Raw genomic sequence first — 23,112 nt, forward strand, 5'->3', positions numbered from 1 at the left:
AACCCTGATGGGGAACCGCCTACGAGCCAGCCGACGCAATGGCCGCAGCAGGCGTTTCCTCTACTACGCTTTCCGGCGTTTCTTCGGAGGCCTGCACCTGCCAAGTCAGCTCTTCGGCCTCGGGGGCTTTATCCAAAGAAATAATGGTGCCTTTGCTGGCTTCCCCAGCAATAATCATCCGCGAAATAGGCCGCCGCAGTTGCTGCCGGATTACACCTTTGATGGGCCGAGCACCGTAGCGCGGGGTAAAGCCCGTCAGCGCCAGGTGTGTTCGGGCGGCATCGGAGAGGTCCAGCGTTATGCCTTGTCGACGCAGCTGCTCCTGTAACGGCCGCAAGTGGATGTCGAAAATCTGCACTACGTTTTCTTCGGAAATAGGCGCGAAAGGCACTATCTCGGTGAGGCGAGCCAGAAACTCGGGCCGAAAATGGCGGCTCATCGACTCCATCAGCACGTTGGTTGCTGGAATCTGGCCGGCTCCGAAACTTTCAATGATTTGCTCGCTGCCGATGTTGGATGTGAACAGGATAACAGCATTCGAGAAGTCGCCTTCCCGCCCGAGGCGGTCATGTAGCCGGCCTTCATCGAGGATTTGCAGGAAGATGTCGAACACCGAGCTATGAGCCTTCTCGATTTCATCGAACAACACCACTGAATACGGCTTTTCCCGGATCTTATTGACGAGCATGCCGCCTTCTTCGTAGCCCACGTAGCCGGGAGGCGCGCCGTAGAGCAGCGCTGCCGAGTGCTCTTCCTTGAACTCCGACATATCGAAGCGAATCAGGAAAGACTCATCATTGAACAAGAAGTCGGCCAGGGACTTTGCCAGTTCGGTTTTGCCGGTACCAGTGGGGCCCAGCAAAAAAAAGGAGCCGATGGGCTGGCCGGCTTTGGTGAGGCCGGAGCGCGACTCCAGAATAGCTTCGCACAGCGCCTTCACGGCGTGGTTCTGCCCCACCACGCGCTGCTGCAGGGTTTGGTCCATGTTCAGCAGCTTGTCCCGCTCGTTGCTTTGGAGCTTGCCCAGCGGAATGCCCGTTTTGCCCGACACGACGGCGGCAATATCGGCCCGCTCTACGCTCTCCTTTTTGGTGCCCGACAGGCCTACTACTGCCGCCAGCAGTTCCCGAATGTAATTTTCCAGCGCCTCAGCTGTTTCCAGCGTTTCGGGCTGCTGCTCTTGGTCGAGCTGGTTCAGCCAGAGGTGGCTGACTTGGTTTTGCACCTGGTACAGAAACCAGCGCAGTTCTTTTAGGTAGTCGGCATCAGGTAACTCAGGCTTGCGAGCTTCCAAGGCCCCGAAGTCCTGCTGTAGTTGCAACAGTTCGGCACCCGCGTGTTCGTCTAGCATTCGGATGGCGGCCATCGTACGGTCTACCAGGTCAATGGCGGAATCAGGCAGTTGCCGGTCTTTGAGGTAGCGTTTGGCTAGCCGTACCGCTTCGCCTACGGTCCCCTCTCCTACTTGCAGGCCGTGGTGCGCAGCATAGTACGGCAGCACGCTTTCCACCATCCGCTCCGCCACCACCACACTGGGCTCTTCCACTCGCAACACCTCGAAACGGCGGTTAAAGGCCTCGTCGGCTTCAATGTACTGGCGGTATTCGTCGTTGGTGGTAGCCCCAATAACGGTGATTTCGCCCCGGGCCAGCTCTGGTTTCAGCAGCTGCGCAATACCAGCCCCAGCCGAACCCTTGGGGTCGAGCAACACATGAATTTCGTCGATGAAAAGAATGGCGCGGTTGTACTGCTTGATTTCGCTGAGCACGCTCTTGATGCGGTCCTCTACCTCGCCCTTGTAGGAGGCCCCCGCCACCAGTGTGCCGAGGTCCAGTTCGAACAGTACCACCTGCTGCAAATGGCCCGGCACCTTTTTCAGCACAATCTGCTGTGCAAAGCCTTCCACCAACGCCGATTTGCCTACGCCCGGCTCGCCAACCAGCAACACGTTGGGCTTGGTGCGCCGGCCCAGAATTTCCGCCATTTGCCGCGTTTCCCGGTCGCGCCCTACAATAGGATCCAGCTTGCCCGCTTCGGCCTGCATGGTCTTGTTGACGCAATACGTAGCCAGTGCGCCAGCCTTACCCGCCGCGGCCCGATCTGTAAGCGGGGTAGATTCCTGGCCGTCGGCCCCGACGGCTACGGGCTGCATCACGTCGGGCTCGGCAGCTTCCATTATCTCCCGTTGGGTGAGCGGCAACGACTTCAACTGCTCGGGCGTGTACGCCAAGCCCGGCCGCAGTACCGCTGCCAGGGCGCACAGCGGATCGGTTAGTTCTTTAGACAGTTGCAGCGCCACTAGGTCGGCCACTTCCAGCAACGCCTTCATATCCTTGTCGGCGGCGGGCATTTCGGGGGGGCGGGTAGCTTTCGGCAAGCTTTCCAGCCGCACCTCGGCCCATTCACGCAGATAGTGCACATCTTTGCCTAGTTCCACTGCCAACCAAGAGGCCAGCCCTATTTCGTTGTGCAGTAGCGCTGTGAGTAAGTGGGGCGCCGCGTAATACTCATGCCGGTACTCATGGGCCACTGCTTGCGCAATGTGCAAAACGCGTTTCAACTCGTCGGTGTAAGCCATAGAAAGGGAAATAGAAAAACGGAATTCGATAGGCCAATAGCACGTGCTCAGGACGCTCCTTTCGCACTCAACCGCTTAGGGGCTCCTAGTGGCAGGAACTACCCGTGGGTAAGATAGGCCAATATCAAAAGCGACGCTATATTGGGCTCTAGCACAGCTATAACTCGCTTCTGTAAGTGCCTGTAATATGCTAAGTTGCTTATATTAAGTAATGAATAACTTCTGATTTATCTTAGTTGGTTTCAAAATTTGACGTACCTTACTACTCCGTGACCCGTATATAGGCACAGATTAATTTTTAGGTCTTTAAGCTTAGGCGTTCTTCTTATGTATAACTACGGAATTGGTGGACAGGAGCGTAAACTCGATAACGCCCAAGAGTCCATTTCTGATATCCCCCTCAACCGCACGCTACTGGTTCAGAAACTGACCGCCGATGCGCCTGTGCGCGCTCAGGTGGTAGAAGGCCTGCGCACGCCAGAAGCCGTTTTTGCTCACTTCAAGCCCCAAGTGGAGGTTGAGTTTGAAAAAGAAGACGGCACTATCATCCCGGAGAAGCTGAGCTTTCAGTCGCTTGGCGATTTTGGCAAGAAGGGTATCATCAACCAGAGTGATTTTCTGCAGGATTTAAACACCCAGGCCGACGATTTGCAGAAGCTGTTGCGGCAACTGAAATCCAACAAGATTTTGAAGTCGGCCCTAGACACGCCCGAAACGAAAGCTGCTTTTCTGGCAGCCATTCAGGCCATGATCAGTGAGCTGGAGTAGCGCTTGCTTTTCCCTATCCTTGTTTTGATATTTCTCGCATCGTAATAGATAGAGCGCTCCTCTATGGCAATTGAACAACAGAATGCTGCCGCAGCGGCTAATTCCCGCGAACGGGAACACGCCCCCGGCCTTGAACAGAACACCCAAACGCTTGCTAAATTCGGCGGTTTCGACCTTTTGGAAACGACCATCGATGGTGCCTCCAACCTGAACCCAGAAAAGAAGGCCCGCAAAAAAATCTTTCTCACTGAAGACAGCAAGAAAGAAGACCGTCAGCAACTGAAGAAGCGCTTGGCCCTGTGGCACGAAATGCTCAGCAAAGCCGACACCGTCGCCGACGCCGTGCAGCAGTGTGAGCAGCAAGTGGAATCGTCCATCAACCAGCTCACTGATAATCTCAAAAAAGCTATTGAGGCTACGCACGACATCGAGCAGTCGTACCGCTCAGTGGCGCTTTTCTACCGCAATACCGACCAGGATCAGGTGAAGAACATTTCCATCCTGAACGCAGACAAAGATCAGCTACAGGACCTGGACAATACCACCTTTATTGATGCTGTATCCAGCGAGCTAGAGCAGAACTTTGACCGTCTTGACCTGCGCGACAACTATTCACTGTTGGTAGTGCCTGGCTACTTGGGTTCCAACAAGGTGCTTGACAAATGGGCTAAAATCGCGCACAAGAACAAAGTGATGATGGTCACGGACTTCGAACACTACGATACGCCCGACGATGTTATCGAATTGTTCGAGGAAGCCAACCTAGCCGGCGGCGATGCCCACAAGTCCAACGTTATTATGGCGTGCAACTGGCTGGTTGGCCGGGGCAAGTTGGAAGAGCTTGGTGAAGAAGAGGATTTATTTGTGCCGCCTTCCTCCGCGCTAGCCGGCCGGATTTATAGCACGCTTGCCTCACAAGTCACGGCCGGGCGCAAACACGGCACGTTGAACGAGGTAGACGGCGTACGCTTTCCCTTGCGCAAAAGCGAAATTGCCAACCTGGAAAAGCTAGGCTTGGTACCCATGGTGAATGAATACGGCCGCGTTATGGCCTTTTCCGCCAAAACGCTTTTCAACGGCGACAACATTGGCCTGCAGACTTATTCTGTCGTGCGCGTCTTTGATTATGTAACCAAGGTTCTGATTGACTTCCTAAACCGCCGGGCCTTCGAAAACTGGGACCACAACATGCGGATGGACATTCAAAGCCAGATCGTACGGTTCCTGGATGGCATTGCCGGCCCAAGCAAGCTGATCGAGAAATTCTCGATCAAACGGTTTGAGCGCGACCCAAACCAAAAAGACCGGATCCTGCTGGACATTCACATGGTGCCTTACTTCCCAGCCAAGACTTTCTTGGTTTCGCTGGATGGTACCAAAGGCGATGACCCGGATGCACCGGGCCGCGACTGGAACGCAGAGTATAAACAGCAATAGTTGGGGAAATGCAGAGCAGACATGCTGAATGAAGTGAATAGCCTGTAGTAAAGTAATTCTTTTCAATCACCCATTTTTTAACCCTAACCCATTTGTATTATGGCCTCATTTAGTGCGTTTTTCAATGCCGCTGGCAGCGGTGACTGCGAAGTAGTAAGCTGCAGCTACTCCTTCGACCAAGCCATTGACGACAAAGGTCGTCCATCGTCTAAGGTGCAAGGCGGTACTATTAAAGTGACTATTGTTTCTACTGATAGCTCGGCCCTGGTAGGCTGGATGCTGGACCCTTACAAGCGCGAGAGCGGCAAAATCACCTTTAAGCGCATCGACCAAGATTCGACTTTGAAGGAGATTTCTTTCGAAGAGGCATATTGCGTAAGCTACGCCGAGCACTTCGATGCTCGCGGTGCTGACACCAACACGTCTATGACGTTGAGCCTAACTATTTCGGCAAACAAAATCAACGCCAACGGTTCGACCCTCGATAACCGCTGGGTATAACTAGCTAAATTTAAAAAGCCCCGGCAACACATGTTGTCGGGGCTTTTTTGTGATTCAGTAATTATAGATACCGCATGGGCATAAGTTTTTCTGCTGGTGATGCGCTAGCCGTAGTTATCAATTTTGGCGTGCAATTAGCTCTATCACTTAGTTGAGAGAATCAAGCTTTTTTCCTTTAACGAGCACGTAATAACTCACATTTTCCGTTTTGGTCTAATCTACCTCTGATGTCGTCCGCTTGTGTAGGGCACACTCCTTTCTTACACCTAATGCATCACTTATTATGTATCAAATTCATACCTAATTGTTTGCTAGCACCTGCGTCAAATAAATGTAGACACTCTGCACTTACTATTTACTGGTTATCATATGCATCACCTAGTGACTGGTAATCATCTTTCAGCCAATAAGGGTACTCCCCTTTGTTAGCGAAAAGAGCTGTCAATAACTCTATAAATGAGCTAGCTATAAGGGGCTGTTCTCCGACAATTCCGTGTCTGTCCCAGAAACTGTCATAGCATTTACCTAGGCGCTCCTTTGCTAAGTCTATTGTTACATACTGTGCTTTTCCATCAGTAGCAATTACAAACCAATTATAACTGATGTCATCTTTTATTTCTTCCCCTGCTATGATTGGGTTGGCTCTTTGGAAATTATCAAATCCAACAATTTTCAACGGATATTCTGCCGTTTCAAATAGCTTGATATAACTGTAGTTTTCCAAATAGTATTGTAAGTCTTTCGGGAGGTTGTATTCTGTTTGAAATAATAAAGGGGGCGTTCTTTTCGCAACAACACAGTCACTGGTGTTAGCTATAGTAGCAATAAGATCCTCTAAGGTTTCCATAGTATTTAAATATGAATTTATAGCTCAAACACTGCGTTTAGGTAGGCATTCAGAATGCTGTAGCCGCCTTAAGCTGTAAGCTCGGCCATGGGCGCAAAGCTCCCTTCTTCAAAAGAGTTACGTCATTGAGTCTTGCACAGCTCGCTGCTTGGGTTCACATCCAATTCCTGCCACTCCTACAAAGGCTGATTGCCACCCTCAGACCCAGCTGTAACTTGGCTATGCCGAAAAGGCTAACACGTCGTAGGTGAAGGGTACCAGAGCTTAATACACTAGCAGGATGCCGACTGTTTTATCGATTGGCTTACCTGTGTACTCTTCCTGAACGGGCCCTTCCCACCCACAGGGAATATGACCAGCTTTGTATAGCGGCAAAAAGTCTAGGAAAAAGATGGACAGACGCGGGGCTATTTTCTGGTAGTGATTCTCCATGCACATAGCAAGAAAGATCCAATCACAATCAGCCACAATAACCTGCTTTTTAGCTAGCCTTAGCTGGCCTACTTGGTGGCATGAAGATCAGAGAGTGTACCGGTTCTCAGATCAAACGTACACGCGGTATCATAGGGCTTGTATTCATCGGTGAGCAGAATAGTCGTGACATTGTCCTCGCCCGGCACAAACCAGACCGCATACACTCCTGTTACTTCGTGCTCCAACTTGGGCATCGGCGGGCGCACTTTCACTGATCCGTCTTCCACATACAGGGCCAGGTTTTGCTGCCCGCTTTCCCGAATATCTGACTGGACAATCACTTGGTTCAGGTGCTTGACGTAATTGGCTTCGACTGGGTACTGAAAGTGCAGTTCGACAGGTTGTCCCGCCGCCTGCCACGAAACGGTCTGGTGGTCCTTGCTAACTTTAAATTTGGTAATCATGGTTGCTACTTAATCTTTTTAGGTCAGCATACAGGCTTCAGATGATTCATGCGGTCGGCTAGGAGCACGCGTAGCTCGATTTGATGGCGGGCGCTACCGGGGAGGTAAGTACCGGCCTTGGGGCCGAGCTACGGCCCAATTGGGCCGCGGAAGATGGGAACATCCTTAATAACCTCATACTCCTAGACGTAGTCCACGCTTTCTTTCCAGTCTGAGCGAACGGCAAGCTTATCTTGTACAAACTGCACATCTGGAATCTTATCGGTAGTGCTAAACCCACCGGGTCGCGTGGCTGGCTGGCCCTTCGACATGGCCATGCGAATACGCGTTTTTTTGCCTGCCTTCAAGGTTTCAAGCGTTGGCGTATAGTTAATCTTTGGGCCAAGGGCTAGTGTCGGCCTGCAGGCGCTTGTATTCAGCTAGGCTTTCGGCCCTATTAGGGACCTGTCCCTTGGTTTCCTTTTAGAAGTCATTCCAAGGGTTGCCTCTGTGCGTGGCCCCACACTCCCTCAGGCCGAGGATATCAACCTTTTTGTGCGGACTAGGCACGTAGGCACATAAAGGCCGAACCTCGAGCCAAGCTCGTAGTGTCTTGGGAGATATAGCCACCACTTTCGGGGTCATAGTAGCGGAAGCGGTTATAGTAGAGGCCGGTTTCGGTGTCCTCATACTGGCCTTGGTAGCGGAAAGGACAGGCAGTAGTGGGCTCCACCTGAGCGCGTCGTTGCACGTAGCTGTTGAGTTCTGCCGTCCAGGCAATTTGCCCCTGCCCGTCAGCAATTAAAAAGGAGTACTTAGGTATTTATAGCAATATAAAATATATAGTACAGTAATTATTAACAAGCATCTTAAATATAGCCTACTACAGTCGCTGCGTGTAAATTCATGAATTTACACGCAGCGACTGTAGTAGGCATTCAATATTATGTTTACCGTATATAAACTGAATTTGGGGCGTTATAATCATTGTTAATAACAAAATCATCGTTATTGCACTCTTCTATTTTATCATCTGAAAATAGCGATTCCTAAAGCCAAGTTAGAAATAGTACAATACTATTAGGCGCTTCCATAAGAATATTCCCATATAGAAAAATATATTGGAAACTATACTTACTGCCTTTTGTGCCTATGATATAGGATAATGTATTTCTAACCATCTCATTACTTTTGGGACCATACCGCTTAAAATTAGCAAGAATGTTCACTTCAAAGAACAATTTGGTTTCAGACTCCTTGTTAGGATCGAGGTGGCTTAAATTATCTATGTCTTGATCAGACAAGGAGAACAAAGGATCAAACAATCTGCTGATGTAGTGAATGTTAACTTTTTTTCATTTTATCACTGGGAAAGTTGTGTAAGGCGAACCATTTCTATAAACAACTTTTACCTTATCAGTCTGCATCAACGCATCACCTCGTTTCGCACAAACGTCACAAATTATGCTATCCATTATGATATTAACTATGCCATTTGCGTAAAACAGCGCGCATGTGATATAACAGAGGTGGCCGCTATACTCTAATTGTTGCTTATAACAACTAGCACTATTGATAATTTACTACTACCCCAGAGCACCACTTCCAGACAAAAAATAGCATGATATACGAGTCAAAACCACAAGCAAAGTCTAGTTAATTCAAACAATTAGATTTAAAATTAGACAGACTATCCCTTAAATCGAAATAGCTATTCTCTTCAAGCTTTTTTCGATACAGCATATAGAAAGCGTAAGCTTCATTATATAAACTACTTGCTAATTCTTTATGATTAACAAACATTTTTACTTCTGCATTTCCTATATACAATAGCTTACCCTCCTTTCCAATATCAATAGAAAAAGAAGAATCGGTTCCAATAAATTTAATTTTGTTGTGTCCACCTAAAATGACTTTGTATACAGAATCGAGGAGGTCGGATAATGATACAAAAATCATCATAGATTGATCTGGCACTTTATTACAAGATGATATAACGCTATCGTTTTGGTGAATTTCCATGTCACCCTGTTCAAAAGCGGATATTTCATCATCTATCAATGAAATACTGAATTTAAATTTTATCATGGACCAGTAATTACAGGAAACATTGAAATGATTCGGTTGCCATCGTGAGAGTCTGTTACTACTCTAACAAGATCTTTTCGCCCATTAATAACTATTTTCTTTTCAAATGTCTGTATTTGTTTGTTTGGATCTGACACCCTTTTACCTTTAGCTACTACCTTATTAGCACCTTTCTGAATTTGTTGCCTGCTTGTCCCGGGTGCAAATAGGTCACCAGGGCCTTTGGGACTATTTCCAGTTATGTGACGCTCATCAATGTGTTGCCATCCTTCTTTTGTATTACCATTATCAAGCCTTGGCTTCTGACGGGTACAAGCTAATCCCCATTCATCAAGCCAACTCGTAGGATCTGGAACATATGCATACAAAGAAGCTCCTCCAAAGATCCTAATAGGATCCTGGCTAATATAATTACCACTTTCAGGGTCATAGTAGCGGAAGCGGTTGTAGTAGAGGCCCGTTTCCACATCTTCATATTGGCCCTGGTAGCGGAAGGGGCAGTTGGTGGTGGGCCCGGTCTGAGCACGTCGCTGCCCATAGCTGCTAAGCTCCGCTGACCAAACGACTTGACCTTGCCCATCATGCAGCTGTAAGGGCGTGCCCAGATGGTCCGTGACCACACTATAGGCTGCTTGCCCCTGCAACTTGCCGACCGGGGCGAAGTCCTCTTCTTCAAACAGCCAAGTGATGACCTCAGCTGCGTCATCAGCGTCGACTTCGAGGCTCGTCCATTCGTGTAGCGGCTTGTGGCCATCCCAAACCCAGCGCGTGACCTTACCCCTATACAACTTGCTTACCCGTCGGCCTAAGGCGTCGTAGGTGAAGCGCACTACGTCGCCATCTGGTCGCACGACCTCGGCCAAGTGGCCGGCCGGCAGCCAGGCATAGCGCCATTCGTCGCCGTGGGCCGTTATCTTCTGGCTCAGGTTGCCCGCTGTATCGTAGCTGTAGCGCGTGCCGTTGGCTTCGAGCAGCTGCCCAGCCGGCCCATAGCGCCGATCCTGGCGTTGTGGGGTAGTGAACAAGTTGCCCACCGCATCAGGCAGGCGCAGCTCGTGCCGGCCGTCGCCGAAGTGGGTAGCGGCCAGGTTGCCGAAGGCATCATGCTCGAAGCGGGTGAGCCCATGTTGGCTGTCTTCAATCTGTGTAAGCCGGTCGCCGGCTTGCCAGCCGTAATGACGCACTCGCTCGGGCTGTCCTACCTTTGCCCGAATGCGTTGCTCCACCGGGCGGCCTAGCGTGTCGCGCTTCCATCTCGTGCGCACCCCTCCGCTGAGCGTGCGTTGCAATTCCAGACCTTGCGGATCCCGCTCAAATAGGGCTTGCCAACTACCGGCTTTGATCTGCTCAACGCTCCCACTGGCATCGTGACTATAGCGAACTTCGGCCCCTAAGGAAGATGTCAGACTAGTCCGGTTGCCGAAGATATCGTAATCACTCGTAACAGTATATTCACCCTGCTGCTCCTGTAAAATTGCTCCTAGTAGGTCGCGCTCAAATTGTACAGTGGCGGTTGCATTAGTAGCTTCAAGTAGCGCCCCGTCAGCACGGTAGAGATAGTTCTCGCTGCTGCCGTCGCCGTAGAGGACTTCTAGTACGCGCCCGGCTCGGTCGTAGCTATAGCGGGTGCGCTGGCCAGTGGGCATAGTAAGTTCGGCCACACGCCCCCCCACATCGCGCTGGTAGTGTCGCGTGAGTCCATCAAACCCGGCTTCGCTCACCACGTCGCCCTCCGCATCGAGTTCGAAGCGGTAAGTCAGCCCATGCTCGTTTACTACTGCCCGCAATCGGCCCTCCGAATCGTAGAGGAATTCCACCGCCGTACCCGCTTCCGCGCGCCGAATCAGGCAGGTCAAGCCCCGATAGGCATACTGTACGGTATGATGACGGTCCTGGGCGTGCGTGACGTTACCGAGGGAATCGTAGCGGAAGTGGCGTACGTTACCATCAGGCTCATGCACGGTCGTGACGCGGTTGAGCAAATCATACTCGCGCCACTGCACGTTGCCGCGCGGATCACTGCTTTTATGCACGCGCCCCCACTGGTCGTAAAGCCACCTGCTGCGCTGGCCATCAGCAGTTTGAACTTCTAATAGGTTACCGGCAGCATCATAAGTTAGCGTCGTTGTTCGGCCACTGACCTGATCCGTAATGGTGTGCAAACGGCCGTTGGTATACGTGTACTGCATTGCCCGACCCATTGGGTCGGTGCGCTGGGCTAAGTAGCCGTCATCAGTGTAGCTCCATTGCCACTGGCCGCCTACCGCATCGGTAAGCTGGATCAACCGGCTCTGCGCATCGTACACCCGCAGTAGTTGCGCCCCATCGGGCAACTCAGTCAATATGCAGTTACCACGCTCATCGTACTCGTAGCGGGTCTCATTACCGAGCGGATCGGTTTCGCTGATTAATTCGCTGTATTCATTGTACTCTGTTACCGTCAAGCCACCCCGACCGTCGAACAGACGGGTTACCAGTCCCGACTCGGGGTCGTACTCATACACCCAGTGAGCACCTACGGAATTGGTAGCAATCGTCTGGTGGGCGTCCAAATTGTAGGTCAGCCGGTCGGCATAGAACCCCTCGTTGCCCCACACATGTACGCAACGCGCCGACGTTTCCTCTCCTTCGTACTCGTAATTGAATGTAACCCCGTTTTTGTAAGTACACTGTGTCAGCAGCCCCCCCGCGTAGGTGTACTGCCACGCCTGGTTCAGCGCATCGGTTACCCGCGTGAGCCGGCCTTTACGGTCATAGGTGTAGCGCACGAGATATACCAAACCACGCGGCTCGGTCGGATGCGGTGCCTGAATAGCCACGATGCGCCCTTGGTCGTCATGTTCTACAGTCAGCAAGCGGCCGGCACTATCTCGAATTCCCCTTAAGAAGCCCTGCATCGAATAGTCGAATTCAATGACGGCGCGGTTAACTGGACTTTCCAGTCGAGCCAGCTTATAGGAATCGGTGGCCTCGATGTAGGCTAAGTGGTGGATAAGGCCCTGGCCGTCAGCAAGGCTATAATTGCCGCTGTTTTCCCGCCGAATGGTAAGCTTTTCAGATCTGATAAATACGGACTCGCCTGAACTCAATGCCTCGGCGCCCGTGTAACGGCCGTCGCCCAAGCGTAGCAGTAGCAACTCGTCGTCGGCAAAGAGCTCTGTATCGTAGGCATGATGCCAACCGTTGCCCAAAGCCCCGGTGTGAGCGGAAGTAGCGTACCACATACGGCTCCATTCCAGAGGCAATGGGCCAGCCAATTCAAAGTCAGTGGCCAAGCTGACAACGTTGCCGGTAGCTACATCCACTGGGTCATTGACACATGTCTTCTTACTAAATGGGTTGCCATTGCGCTTCAAGGCGTCAAACCTAGACCCCATCTTTTTGGCAAAAGGCGAATTCATGGCTCGCTTCGCTAAGCCCGAGTTAGCCAGCTTACCAATAAGCTTGCCGCCGAGCTTCTGCATCACGAAGTTTTTGGCCGCTTCAAACGCTACTTCGCCTACAATGGCCAGCCCCACTTCCTTACTCGGGTCGCGGGCAAACTTGGTAACGCCTTTGGCGACAGCCGCGCCCGTGGCCAGCACCGTGCTGGTGGTCATCAAGTAGCCCGCGCCGGTAATCATGGCCGCTCCTAGCGGGGCACCTACGCCCGTGGCGACGAGTAGTGCCCCACCAATGCCCATGGCCAAGCCGCCCCAAAAAGCCCAGTCGGAAGCCTCTTCAGCGGCCTCCGCAGCTTCATCAATTTTATCCATCTGCTGATCCAAGGCTACGGCAGCATTGGCATCAGCTTTATTAAGGTGGATGTTAATTTTACCGCCGACGCCACACATGCATTTACTGGTATCGAGCAGCGGGCGGGCGCCGAGCGTAGTAATGCCCGTATCCGCTACCCGGTCCCACATGATGGGAGCAGGCACGCAGGGGGTACGGGTGACTTGGCAGACGCCGAAGGGCAGAATATTAGTCAGCGGAATGCGGTCGGCCTCGTTGGCAATCTGTGCGTCGTAGAGTAACACGGGCTTGGGCGTCACCATGAAGCGCGTAGGTATCACGCCCTTATCACAGGAGAGAAACGCCCCGTCCATTACATATTTATCACCAGTAGCCATAGGGGTAAATAATAAGCGTTGCTAAGCAGAAAACACGAAGGCTTATTGTGCCTTTCAGCTAGTCGACAGTCTGCAACTCATGCTGCGTTTCGTTGCGGTAAATGCCAGGCACTTCTGCCAGTAGATGTTGCTTAGCCGTACGAAGCCAGCCCGTGAGGCTATCCAGCCGGTAGCTCTCAGTGCTGGCTGCCGAAAGTGTCACCTTCAGTTGGGGGTTATCAGCCATTGCTCGGAATAAACGAAGCAAGTCGTCGTCGCGGAAGGCTGCTTCGTTGAGGGCGCCCGTCACCTGTAGATCTAGGTCGTTGTCCGTTGAGCTAGCATGCTGAGCAGTAGTCGTCATAAGCAGGGGCAGATCCACCTGATTGATGAATTGCTCTAGCACACGGCGGGTAGTTACCGGCGCTTCGGGGGTATAGCCGTACCCGTACAGGCCGGGCAGCAACACGCCATGTACTCCCTTATGGCGAAGTGTCTTCTCAAAGACGCCGTCTACCTGAATATTTCGTTCGAAAGCGTCGAAGAAAGCTTTGGAATATTGCTTGGCGTATTTTTTAACCACTCCTGACTTAATGCGCTGCCAGGTTTTCAGCATCTCGGCTTTATTGTCAATCCGCTCCAGCCGCCCATAGATGTCGGTCTGAATAATGAGCGAGTTACTGACCTGATTTAAATCAGCAGCCAAAGCAGTAAAGAACGAAGGTTTTTCAGCTTCGAAGCTAAGCACCTCAATAGCCAAGCGGTACGTGTTATTGGGTTTGCGTTCCAGCAGCGTCTGGCGGGCCACCGTATGGTACACGTTATGTTCTTCGGCCTCATTCATACGCATGTGTGAGGTGGTGGTGAGTCTGTACGTACGCGGGGCCGCTAAGGCCCCCATTGCCAACGGCAAGGACATAGCGGCGGGTTTTAGTGAATCTTGGTTTTGCCGGAGCTGATGCTGGCCTTGCTGCCCCCATTCACGTCCAACGAAGACGAGGCTGCAATTTTCATGGTGTTGTCGGCCTGGATGGTGGTAGCCTTGCCTTTCATATCCACCTTATCGCTGCCGGTCATGGCTATTTCCTTGGCCGTTTTCGTGATTTTGGTTTTGGCATTGATAGTCACGTTTTCGGCCGTGAGCGTAATATCCTTTTTGGCCGTGAGTGTGATGTCGCCGCCGGCGGTGAGGTTGATGGGGCCGTTGGTGCTGATGCTCACGCTACCGTCGCCGTTGAAATTGATGTTCAGCGAGGTGCCTTTGTTGTTGGAGTTGGAGATGTTGATGCTCTGCTCGCCCTGCTTGTCCTGCATCACGAACTTGTTGCCGCCGGCCGTTTGTAGGCCTTTCATCAGGTTGCCATCAGGGGAGTACTTGGCGCCTTGCTTGTTGTTGGCGTGGAACATGTTGCCCAGCACAAAGGGCTGCTCAGCTAGCCCGTTTTGATAGCCCACTAGCACCTGCGAGCCAACTTCAGGCTTGAACAATTGTCCTTTACCGTCGCCACTGTAGGGAGTGAGTAGCCGGATCCAGTCCGTTTCGGCATCTGCAGGCGTGCTTACAGGCCAATGGTAGCGTACGCGCAAACGCCCTAGCTTCTGAGGGTCGGCGTCGTCTATAACTTCGGCTAGCTCAGGCGTGCCAGCTGGCGGGTTGTAGCCGGGGCGCACGGGGGGCACATTCAGGAAATGCGGAATAGCCGTGAACGAATTGCTGTAATTGCCTTCTGCGTCGAGATAGTGCGAAATACTGATGATACGGTACTTGCCGAAACTCTCAGCCGTGATGTGACGACTGCCCAGACCCTCCCCGCTTACGTTAATAACGCCTCCTACTCGTAAGGCTGGATTGTCGCTATGCCCCTCAAAGGTGATCAACTCAGCCGCTGTATTGGCCTTGAGCATTTTAGCTTCTTCATCCAGCTCACTAGCGCTGGCAATCAGCATTTCGGCCGAGATATGCAGTTCGTCGGTAAACAGCTTTTCTGATTGTTCGAGCGCAAAGCTGCCAAAAGGGTGACCAGAAATACCGGGCACCTGTTGGCTGCTCGTTGAGCTTTTGAACTTCTCGTTTTTCTGATAGCTATACTCGTACATTTTCACCTTGGCCGGTCTGAGGGCCATGCCAAAGGTGAAGCTATTGTAAACACCGTCGGCTATAAAATCCTGTTCGGTGCCGGCAGCTGGGGCTCCTAATTGCAGGGTTTCGCCGTCATAGTAAAACCACTCGCCATACTCCGTAGCTAGGCGACTCAAAAAGTCGAAGTTCGTTTCATCGTATTGGGCTACGAAGGCAATGGGGGCAGTATGTACTGGCTTGATGCTGTGCTTGAGCATGTTGCCTGGGTATACCTGCAATACCTTGCTAAAAATGCTGCTCAACGTTTGCTTAACGAAAGTGCGCCTCTTCAGACCGTCTGTTAGAAGATAGTTGGGGCTGTAGCCGCGCACGATAATACTGCCAACGTAGTCAGTGTCCTTGCTGGTAGCAATGTTGGTAACTAAGCCCTTAAACTTGAACACCTGCCCTTGATTGAAATGGAACGCGTCAGCCGTCAATTCCATGTTTAGCGGCTGCCCAAGTAGCCGCTTGTGGGCCTTCGAGAAGAAAGCTTCCTGCGGCCCCTCAACGTTGTCAAAGGGCACGGCTATCTCGAAGTGATGGTGACCAAATAAATCCTGGTGCAACACAAGGTGCTGGATATCGGGAGCTGGAGCTAGAGGAGTTCCAGCGCACTGCACAGTTGCTGTGACCTGACGAGCCATAGGATGATAATAATATAGTGTGGTAGCAGACCAAGGTAGAAAACTTTATGCTATGTTCACCTTGGCTTACTCGTTAATTAGGTATTACGCCTTGTCGAGTTGAACAGGCTGTGGTCAATTTTGTATCTTACCTAAATACATAACATTCGCCTTATCGCTCTATGCCAACTTACGCCAGCAGTTCTCGCTCTAAACACGCCGCCTGCTTAAGTGGCCAGCCTCCTCAAGCACGTAACTCGAGCGCCCGAACGCAATATACGGCGCATCTTACGGTCCGTCATGGGGCCGTTCAAGACAACACAACGCCAGAACGAGTGCTTGGTTCGCGGGCCAAAACGTTGGTTTTGGGGCAAAACCCGATTTTAGCGCTTTTGGGTAAAACCCGTGCCTTTCCCGGTCAGATTGCAGGCGCAAAAGAGCTTTTAGGAAAGACGCTCCAAACAGCTGACGGCCGCTCTTTCCGCATTACCGGTATGGAAATAGTGTTGCCCGACACGGCTGACACCTATGCTATGCACAAGCGCTACGGCATGCCAGCCGATGCCACGCACGTCCAGCCCCGGCCGCACCGGGCGGTCGAAAATCAACCTCTTCCCTGGGACAGACCAGCGGGTCCATTAACCACTTTTATGCGCCCCACAGGCACGCCGGCGCCTACATTGGTTGGGCCGACGCAGCCACCCCAGCCCCTTACTGCGACAGAGAAATACGTGGGTGTGCCCTTGGATGTCGGCGGCAAACACTATGGAGGCGCTACTAGCGTACTAGAAGCTAATGCGCTAACCCATGCCTCCAAGGCGCGCATCGGCAATGCTTTGCTGCTAAGTGTGCAGAAGTTCAACCGCATGGCTGGCAGCCGAGTGCTGGCTCCTTCCCGTGTGCTAGCAGGCGGCAGCAAACTGCTAAATGCAACGGAAGGAGCGGCTAACTTTAGCTCGAAGTTTGGCACTAAGTTGGGGTACGCAGGCGTAGGGCTTTCGGGCGCAAAAATCATTTATGAAGTGAGCAATGATAAGTGGAATGCCCACACAATTGTTGACGGTGGAATATTGGCTGTAACGGTTACAGGTATGCTCGTTACAATAGCAGCGGCTGGTACAGCACCAGTATGGGTACCTATTGCTGGCGCTGTTATTCTGATTTATGGGTTGGCTGACTATAGTTTTGACTTAGGTGGTAAACTCGACGAATCATTTGGCCGGCGCACTAACTTTTGGAAAAAGTAGGAATCGAATAGGGTGTGTTGATAATACCAAAAGCAACGTCCCGCTGGGCTGGCCGAAGCAGCCTTCCGCTAAAATAACTTCTGATGAATGCAGCGAAGCGGGAGAGCGGCAGCCCAGATCTAACTCTAGTTCCGCAGGACGGGCTGAAAGGCTCGAAAAGCCATGTGCAGCTACTGTCTGCGGGTACTAGTAGTGAGCCTTTACTACTTCTGTTCGCTCCATGTAATGTTTAACCTATGTAATGAAAAATCCTTTAAACCTATATCTATTAATCAATTATAGCGCGGCCGTACAACTTAGCAATGTTGAGAACGAGCGCGCATTCATTGTGTCAGATTTTTTCATCGTATGGCAATGCATGCATCTGTATCTGACGTTGTTCTTTTTTTTGTTCTACCGTAGTGTACCATTTGGCTACCAACTTATCGGCTTTGGAGGGGTACTTTACTTTTTTTATAAAGTAGTCCGGCCCGCTTTTCATCAACAATTCCGTACCGCCGGTTTAGCGCAGGTGTACCGCGAATTACCACGTGGCAGACGTGCAATCTATACCCTGATCAGTTGCACCATGTCACTAGGTGTGCTTGTACTTATTTATGCCGTACTGCTTTTTCGGCAAAGCCACTCGCTGAGCTACTAGCCAAAAATGGGAATTTTGCTTGCTGGAGGCACAGCGCCGGTGTGGATTCCGGCGGCTGGCGCTGTTATCCTGATTTATGGAGCTGGCCACTTCTCCTACGATTTAGGCGACCAACTCGGCAACTCTGTGGGGCGCAGTTCCCAGTTCAAGGAAGTCTGGGAGAAAATGGGCATGGGACGATGATAGCAACACTGCTTTTAGTAGCAGCCGTGGCAGGGCTATCAGGGCCAGAGACTGGCTTCCTAGTGGCCTTCTTATTGCTGCTAGGTTGGCCTTGGTTGCTGGCCGGCTGGGCGTTCTGGCGCCTACGCAGCGCCCAGCCCGCCGGTGGGCTAGGGCGCGCTTATCTGCTGGCCTGCTACGCGGCTTCGGTGCAGGTCAACGCGGCCCACGTGCGGGGCGAGCGGGTCTTCCCCTTTGTACACTTTGTGGTTGCCTCGCAAGCCGTGGCTCTCTACACCGCGCTATACCTGCTGCTGCGGTGGCGTAGTCTACCTGCGAGTTTGAGTGTGGCCAGCGTATTGCTAGTTACTTGGCTGACCTACCGCTACCTGCGGCCGGTCGTGGAGCACCGCTTGCGGGCTTGGGGTACTGTGGACGCCCTCGAAAACTACCCACCGGCTCAGCGGCGGGCCTGGGGACTGCTCGGCCACACTTGCTTCTGGGGGGCTTTTACATTCATTTTCATTTGCTTGGGCTTGCACGGTAAACTTGCTGCTTGGTTGTAAAATTACTAGCGGGCACCGCGTCGGTATGGATTCCGGTGGCTGGCGCTGCTATTCTGATTTATGGCCTCACCGACTATGCATTGGATTTGGGGTCGCTACTCAAAACGCTGGTAGCAGAATTGGCAACTCTTTCGCCCTATGAAGCAGGTACTGTTCGCTCCTCTTGTTGTTGCTTGGCTCGCCGCCGCTGGCCTAAGCAGTTGTAATTCGGCTCCGGATCGGCAACGGGCATTCTTGGAACACCATGCCCACGACAACTTCACTCCGTTTCGAGAGGTGTCACTGTTCATTCGTGGCTCCGACGCCGCTGGGAATACGGTCATAGTGCTGGCAGATGGCCAACTGGCCACCACTTGCCCAGGCGAAGCCCCACTCACGTTCATCACGGTGTCCACCACAACGCGGCAGGTGCAACAGGTCAAGCACGAGTTTCCGAACGGCTGCGTGCCCCGAATAACCCAGCCCCAAATCAGGCAGTTGACGGCGGCGTTTTTGCGGTATCAAGCTCAGAGCCTCCGCGCCGATAGTGACGGCAATGTGTTTGTCGGGTTTGAGAAGCGCGGCCTCATGGCAGCTGATTTGGTGTACGTTAATGCGCCCGCCCACCTGGATAAGTACTTCTACACTGACTTTGCGCCGGTTGCAGGAAAATGGTACGCCCGAAAGGCCTCGGACTAGCTAGCAATCCGCGACACCAGCCGACTACGCTTTGGATCTGGGCGGCCAACTCGACAACGCCGTGGGACGCCACAGTGGCTTTTGAAAATAATCATGCTGCTTGGTCGCGCTTGCTTCTGAGGTGCGTTCACTTCTGTTGTCATCAGTGCCATCTTGTATGAATACTTCTGAAAGCGCTTGCGCAACAGTATATGGCAAGCTTTCCTCTTATCCATATTCACAAGGCAGCCGTGCTATTGCTTTACTCTGAGCACTTCTTGGTTGGGTTGCTAGCCAATATCACCGCTACCCGGCTGCCGGCTCAACTGCCTCGCGTTTCGGTGGGCGTAGCAGCCAGACCAAGCCGAGCACGACAACGCTGCACAGCAGACCGAGTACGGGTACAGATAGCACTTGAAGCAGCCAACCGGTGAAGTAGGCCCCGCTTACGCCGCATAAGTTGACGAGGGCCATGTAGGTGGTGAATTGGGAGCCTTCGATGCGTGGTTGGCATAAGGCCATGAGCAAGGGTAGCGCTGCTACGCTCAAACTGGGGTCGGCAAGGTTCCAGACCAGCAGCCCCACGGTGGCCACCGCCGGATAGTGCCAGAAGAAACTCAAGCTGCAGAACACCAACAAGAAAGAACCTAATCCGAGCAACACCCGGCGTTGGAGTCGCGCCGCCCCTACCCGGTCGGCGAGGGTGCCACCGGCTAGTACCAGCACGAGCGTGGCCAACGTGCCCCAGCCACCCTGCAGAACCGAGACGTCGCCATCGGGCCAGTGCAGCACCTGAATAAGGTGGTAGGAATAGGCCCAGCCAAACATGCCTAGGCACAGATACGCCACCGCAATAACCAGGAAGAGCCGCAACGTACGGGGCTCCATAATGGCCCGAAGCAACTCCTGAAACAACCATTTCAGGGGCGGGTTGTCGTTGTGGCGGCGGGGTGCTTGCGGGCCACCGAAGCGAGGTAGCAGCTGGTCGGTACGGTCGAGGCGGATGAAAAACGTGAGGACCGTGAACCCTAGTAGCGCGCCCGACTGCGCCAGCGCCGCCTCGAAGAAGCCGTAGCGGTGCAACAGCCACGACAGGCCAGCCGCTCCGGCCGAGATGCCCAGCAGAAAGCCGCCCCGCATAAAGGCATTCACCCGCCCCCGCTCCGCTTCGGGCACCACTGAAATAGCAATGGCATCCACGCTGGCATCCTGAACCGACGCAAATACGCTGTGCACCACGAAAGCCAGTTTCAGCAAGGGCAGCTGCTGTACGGGGTTGGTTACGAACAGCAGCACCAGCGAGGCCAGCGCGGCTACCAGCTGCGTGAGTACCACCCATTGCTTGCGTTGCCCAATGACGGACTCCTGATACTTGTCAATAAACGGACCCCACACAAACTGCAGCGCCCAGGGCAGCCCCACAATTGCCGAGAACGTGGCCACGGTGGCCGCATTCAGGTTTTTTCCAATCAGGTAGTTGACCACGGCCGTCATGCCGAAGCCTGCCGGGATGCCTTGCATCACATACAGATAGAAGAACGTGAAGTACCGCAGACCGGCACTTTCGCGGAGCACAAGATGACGCACAGAGCCAGAATAAGGACGGTGGAAAAAGCGGGATGCGGGGCGCTTTGTCTAACAGCGAAGCCGCCGAAACTTCTTGTGCTTACGTCAAAACTTCCTCGGTCACTTTCCCAATGTCGCTGCTTACTTTCTGGATGAAGTCTAGCTGCTCGGTGAGCTGCGGATCGGGGGGAACGGCGGCTTCGGGGCGCGGGGGCGCCGGAGTGGCATCAGCGGAGGCGGCAGGCAACTCGGGCTCGGTGATATCGAGGCGGCGCAGGCTGCGGTGCAGGGCTTGCTGGGCCTGGCGCACGGGGCGCAGCACGCTGGTACCTGCTTGCGGCAGCTGTTTGTCTTGCGTGAGTAAGGCAGAGGAGATAGAGGCTACATTTGAGGAGAGAATGTGGTTTAAAACCACAAACTCGTGCACTTCGGTGGGGCGGTGCTGCTTGCCGCTCGGCTCCGACATCATGCGCTGAAACGCTGCCGCCAGGTTGGCCGAACTAACATACACTTCTTTGCGCGCCAGCTTGTAATCCACTTCCGCCACGGCCGAGCCAGTCAGGGTTTCGGTGAGGGTTTGCAGGTAACGGAGGTTGGCGCGCAGCACGGCCGTCATGTAGTCTTGGAGTTGGTCGGATTCCCAGCGCGGAAACAACAAGTAGCTGGCCGCAAAAGCAATGAGACAGCCGAGCACCGTGTCCAAGATTCGCTCTTCCACCACCTGCAGAAAATCCAGGCCCATGAAGCTGAACAAGATCAGGACAAAGGGCGTCATGAAGCTAACGGCCACGATGTAGTGGGTACGGGTGAAGCTGAAGGAAATCAGCATAAACACAAACAGCAGGCCCACCAACACCATACGGTCGGGTACCAGCCACAACACCACCCCACCTAGCACCCCGCCGGCCAGCGTGCCCAGCACCCGATGGATGTTGCGCTCTTTGGTTAAGCTGAACGCCGGCTTGAGCATGTAGGTGATAGTCATCAGAATCCAGTAGCTGTGGTGCCCCGGCAACAGCACTTTGGCCACCACAAACCCCACCAGACACGCTACCGTCATGCGCACGGCGTGCCGGAAAACGCTCGAGCTAAGCGTGAGGTGCCCGCGTAGCTCTTCCAACGCAAAGCTCTGGTGCGACACAAACCGTCCGAATTCCAATTCTCGGCTGTCGGGGGTGGAGTTGGCATCGAAATAGGCCAGAATATCCTGGAGGCGCTGGCTCAGGTTGCGCAGGTTCACCAAGATTTTTTTGAGCACCAGCGTATGGCCCGGCTGCGAGGGGTCTTCCAGCGCATCAATACGGGCTTTTAGCTGCTCTAGGCTGGCAGTGAGCTGGCCCCTGGCCGTGTGGCTGTAGTTGGCTTGAATGGCAAAGCCAATACTTTCCAGCTCGGTTGCCATTTGCTCTACCAGCCTCGCTACCGCATCGAGCACACCGGAGGCCTCGAAGCGGGCATGGATGGCCGCGTAGTCGTAGTACGTGACGGTGATGTGCTCGTACAGGTCCATCAAATCCACGAAGGTGAGCACCAACCTTCGCCCAGTGCCCGTCGATTCTTTCATGGTTTGGCGGGTCTTAAAGAGCAATTCACGTACCGCATCCTGCTTTTCGCTCACCGTCACTTGCTGGGTCATCAGGCGCCGGTAGTCGTTTTCCAGGTTGGTGCCGGTGCGGTAGAACTCTGCTTTCAGGCGCAGAAACTCCGCTACTGCCCGGATGCACTCCCCAAGAGCCTGCTGGGCCGAGCGGTAAGGCCGAATGTGGCGAGTAAGCAAGCTGACCGCCGTGTACCATGCGCCACCAAGCGTAACAAGACCCGCATACCGAAGCAGTTGTGGCAACGCAAACGACCGGTCCATCATCAGGATAACCAGCAGCAACGCGCCAGTGCCCACCGCCCCGGATCGGGCGCCATACACCAGAAACAAGGTAAACAGGAAGCTCAAGCCCACAACTTCCAGCCCCAGCAGCCACAGGTAAGGCTGCACCAGCCCCGTCAGCACGGCTACTATCGGCAGCAACACCAATACTGCCAGCATGCCGTTGCGCTTGTGCAGCACCGGCCCCGGGGAGTCGGCAATGCTGACGCATAGTGCCCCCAGCGCCATGTCGAGGCCAATTTCCAGCTTGCCGAGCCACCCTAAGAGCACTCCCGGCAGCAGCACGGCCACCGTAATGCGCAAGCCATCCGAGAAATCCTGACTGAAAAAGAAGTATTGAAGCTTGCGGGTATGTTCGTTCATTGGTGCAGCGGGCTGCCGGTTCAGGTCGTGTATACGACGTGTACCGCCAAGCTAGCGCAAAAACCAAACACCCTCACGTTCCTTTCTCATATTCTGTCCCAAACGGCGCTTAGCATG

General features: G+C 53.2%; 18 protein-coding genes. 8 read left to right on the forward strand and 10 right to left on the reverse strand.

Features of this window, described 5'->3' with window-relative positions:
• Positions 1-19: 19 nt before the first annotated feature.
• Positions 20-2,578: an ATP-dependent Clp protease ATP-binding subunit gene (locus MTX78_RS18965; protein WP_243797451.1), complete on the reverse strand. Its 2,559-nt coding sequence runs from the start codon at positions 2,576-2,578 to the stop codon at positions 20-22.
• Positions 2,579-2,905: 327 nt separating this feature from the next.
• Here MTX78_RS18965 and MTX78_RS18970 point away from each other — a divergent pair, with 327 nt between their 5' ends.
• The 3 genes from MTX78_RS18970 to tssD all read left to right on the forward strand — a co-directional run bounded on the left by MTX78_RS18970 (position 2,906) and on the right by tssD (position 5,284).
• On the forward strand, positions 2,906-3,346 hold the full coding sequence (locus MTX78_RS18970) for a hypothetical protein (protein WP_243797453.1): 441 nt from the start codon (positions 2,906-2,908) through the stop codon (positions 3,344-3,346).
• A 63-nt stretch (positions 3,347-3,409) separates the two neighbouring features.
• The gene (locus tag MTX78_RS18975) at positions 3,410-4,783 is read left to right on the forward strand and encodes a DUF5458 family protein (RefSeq protein WP_243797455.1); all 1,374 of its coding nucleotides are present in this window, start codon (positions 3,410-3,412) and stop codon (positions 4,781-4,783) included.
• Positions 4,784-4,882: 99 nt separating this feature from the next.
• Positions 4,883-5,284 carry a type VI secretion system tube protein TssD gene (gene tssD / locus MTX78_RS18980; RefSeq protein ID WP_243797457.1) on the forward strand — a complete coding sequence of 134 codons (402 nt, stop codon included), beginning with the start codon at positions 4,883-4,885 and terminating at the stop codon, positions 5,282-5,284.
• Positions 5,285-5,639: 355 nt separating this feature from the next.
• Here the strand turns inward: tssD and MTX78_RS18985 are convergent, their stop codons facing one another.
• From MTX78_RS18985 to MTX78_RS19015, 7 genes are all read right to left on the reverse strand, one after another.
• Positions 5,640-6,131, reverse strand: a complete 492-nt coding sequence (locus MTX78_RS18985) for an SMI1/KNR4 family protein (RefSeq protein WP_243797458.1) — start codon at positions 6,129-6,131, stop codon at positions 5,640-5,642.
• 500 nt (positions 6,132-6,631) lie between these two features.
• The gene (locus tag MTX78_RS18990; protein WP_243797460.1) at positions 6,632-7,009 is read right to left on the reverse strand and encodes a hypothetical protein; all 378 of its coding nucleotides are present in this window, start codon (positions 7,007-7,009) and stop codon (positions 6,632-6,634) included.
• Positions 7,010-7,550: 541 nt separating this feature from the next.
• A complete protein-coding gene (locus tag MTX78_RS18995) occupies positions 7,551-7,739 on the reverse strand; it encodes an RHS repeat-associated core domain-containing protein (protein WP_243797461.1) in 189 nt (62 codons plus the stop codon).
• Positions 7,740-8,644: 905 nt separating this feature from the next.
• Positions 8,645-9,076: a hypothetical protein gene (locus MTX78_RS19000; RefSeq protein WP_243797463.1), complete on the reverse strand. Its 432-nt coding sequence runs from the start codon at positions 9,074-9,076 to the stop codon at positions 8,645-8,647.
• Complete coding sequence (locus MTX78_RS19005; protein WP_243797464.1) at positions 9,073-13,188, reverse strand: RHS repeat-associated core domain-containing protein; 4,116 nt, start codon at positions 13,186-13,188, stop codon at positions 9,073-9,075. The genes MTX78_RS19000 and MTX78_RS19005 overlap by 4 nt, the downstream gene beginning before the upstream one ends.
• Positions 13,189-13,246: 58 nt before the next feature.
• A complete protein-coding gene (locus MTX78_RS19010) occupies positions 13,247-14,086 on the reverse strand; it encodes a hypothetical protein (protein ID WP_243797466.1) in 840 nt (279 codons plus the stop codon).
• An 11-nt stretch (positions 14,087-14,097) separates the two neighbouring features.
• Positions 14,098-15,933: a type VI secretion system Vgr family protein gene (locus tag MTX78_RS19015; protein WP_243797468.1), complete on the reverse strand. Its 1,836-nt coding sequence runs from the start codon at positions 15,931-15,933 to the stop codon at positions 14,098-14,100.
• A 473-nt stretch (positions 15,934-16,406) separates the two neighbouring features.
• On the opposite strand from MTX78_RS19015, the gene MTX78_RS19020 reads away from it, so the two are divergent.
• From MTX78_RS19020 to MTX78_RS19040, 5 genes are all read left to right on the forward strand, one after another.
• Positions 16,407-17,159, forward strand: a complete 753-nt coding sequence (locus tag MTX78_RS19020) for a hypothetical protein (protein WP_243797470.1) — start codon at positions 16,407-16,409, stop codon at positions 17,157-17,159.
• A 646-nt stretch (positions 17,160-17,805) separates the two neighbouring features.
• Positions 17,806-17,982, forward strand: coding sequence for a hypothetical protein (locus tag MTX78_RS19025; RefSeq protein WP_243797471.1), 177 nt, complete (start codon positions 17,806-17,808; stop codon positions 17,980-17,982).
• Positions 17,983-18,044: 62 nt separating this feature from the next.
• Entirely contained in the window at positions 18,045-18,527 is a 483-nt protein-coding gene (locus MTX78_RS19030; RefSeq protein ID WP_243797473.1) for a hypothetical protein, read from the forward strand.
• A complete protein-coding gene (locus MTX78_RS19035; RefSeq protein WP_243797475.1) occupies positions 18,518-18,733 on the forward strand; it encodes a hypothetical protein in 216 nt (71 codons plus the stop codon). The genes MTX78_RS19030 and MTX78_RS19035 overlap by 10 nt, the downstream gene beginning before the upstream one ends.
• Positions 18,734-18,761: 28 nt before the next feature.
• Positions 18,762-19,205, forward strand: coding sequence for a hypothetical protein (locus MTX78_RS19040; RefSeq protein WP_243797476.1), 444 nt, complete (start codon positions 18,762-18,764; stop codon positions 19,203-19,205).
• A gap of 285 nt (positions 19,206-19,490) precedes the next feature.
• On the opposite strand, the gene MTX78_RS19045 is transcribed toward MTX78_RS19040, so the two are convergent.
• Complete coding sequence (locus tag MTX78_RS19045; RefSeq protein WP_243797478.1) at positions 19,491-20,771, reverse strand: MFS transporter; 1,281 nt, start codon at positions 20,769-20,771, stop codon at positions 19,491-19,493.
• A gap of 79 nt (positions 20,772-20,850) precedes the next feature.
• Positions 20,851-22,995, reverse strand: coding sequence for an FUSC family membrane protein (locus MTX78_RS19050; RefSeq protein ID WP_243797479.1), 2,145 nt, complete (start codon positions 22,993-22,995; stop codon positions 20,851-20,853).
• Positions 22,996-23,112: the final 117 nt, after the last annotated feature.

Source organism: Hymenobacter tibetensis, from assembly GCF_022827545.1.
GTDB classification, from domain to species: Bacteria; Bacteroidota; Bacteroidia; order Cytophagales; family Hymenobacteraceae; genus Hymenobacter; species Hymenobacter tibetensis.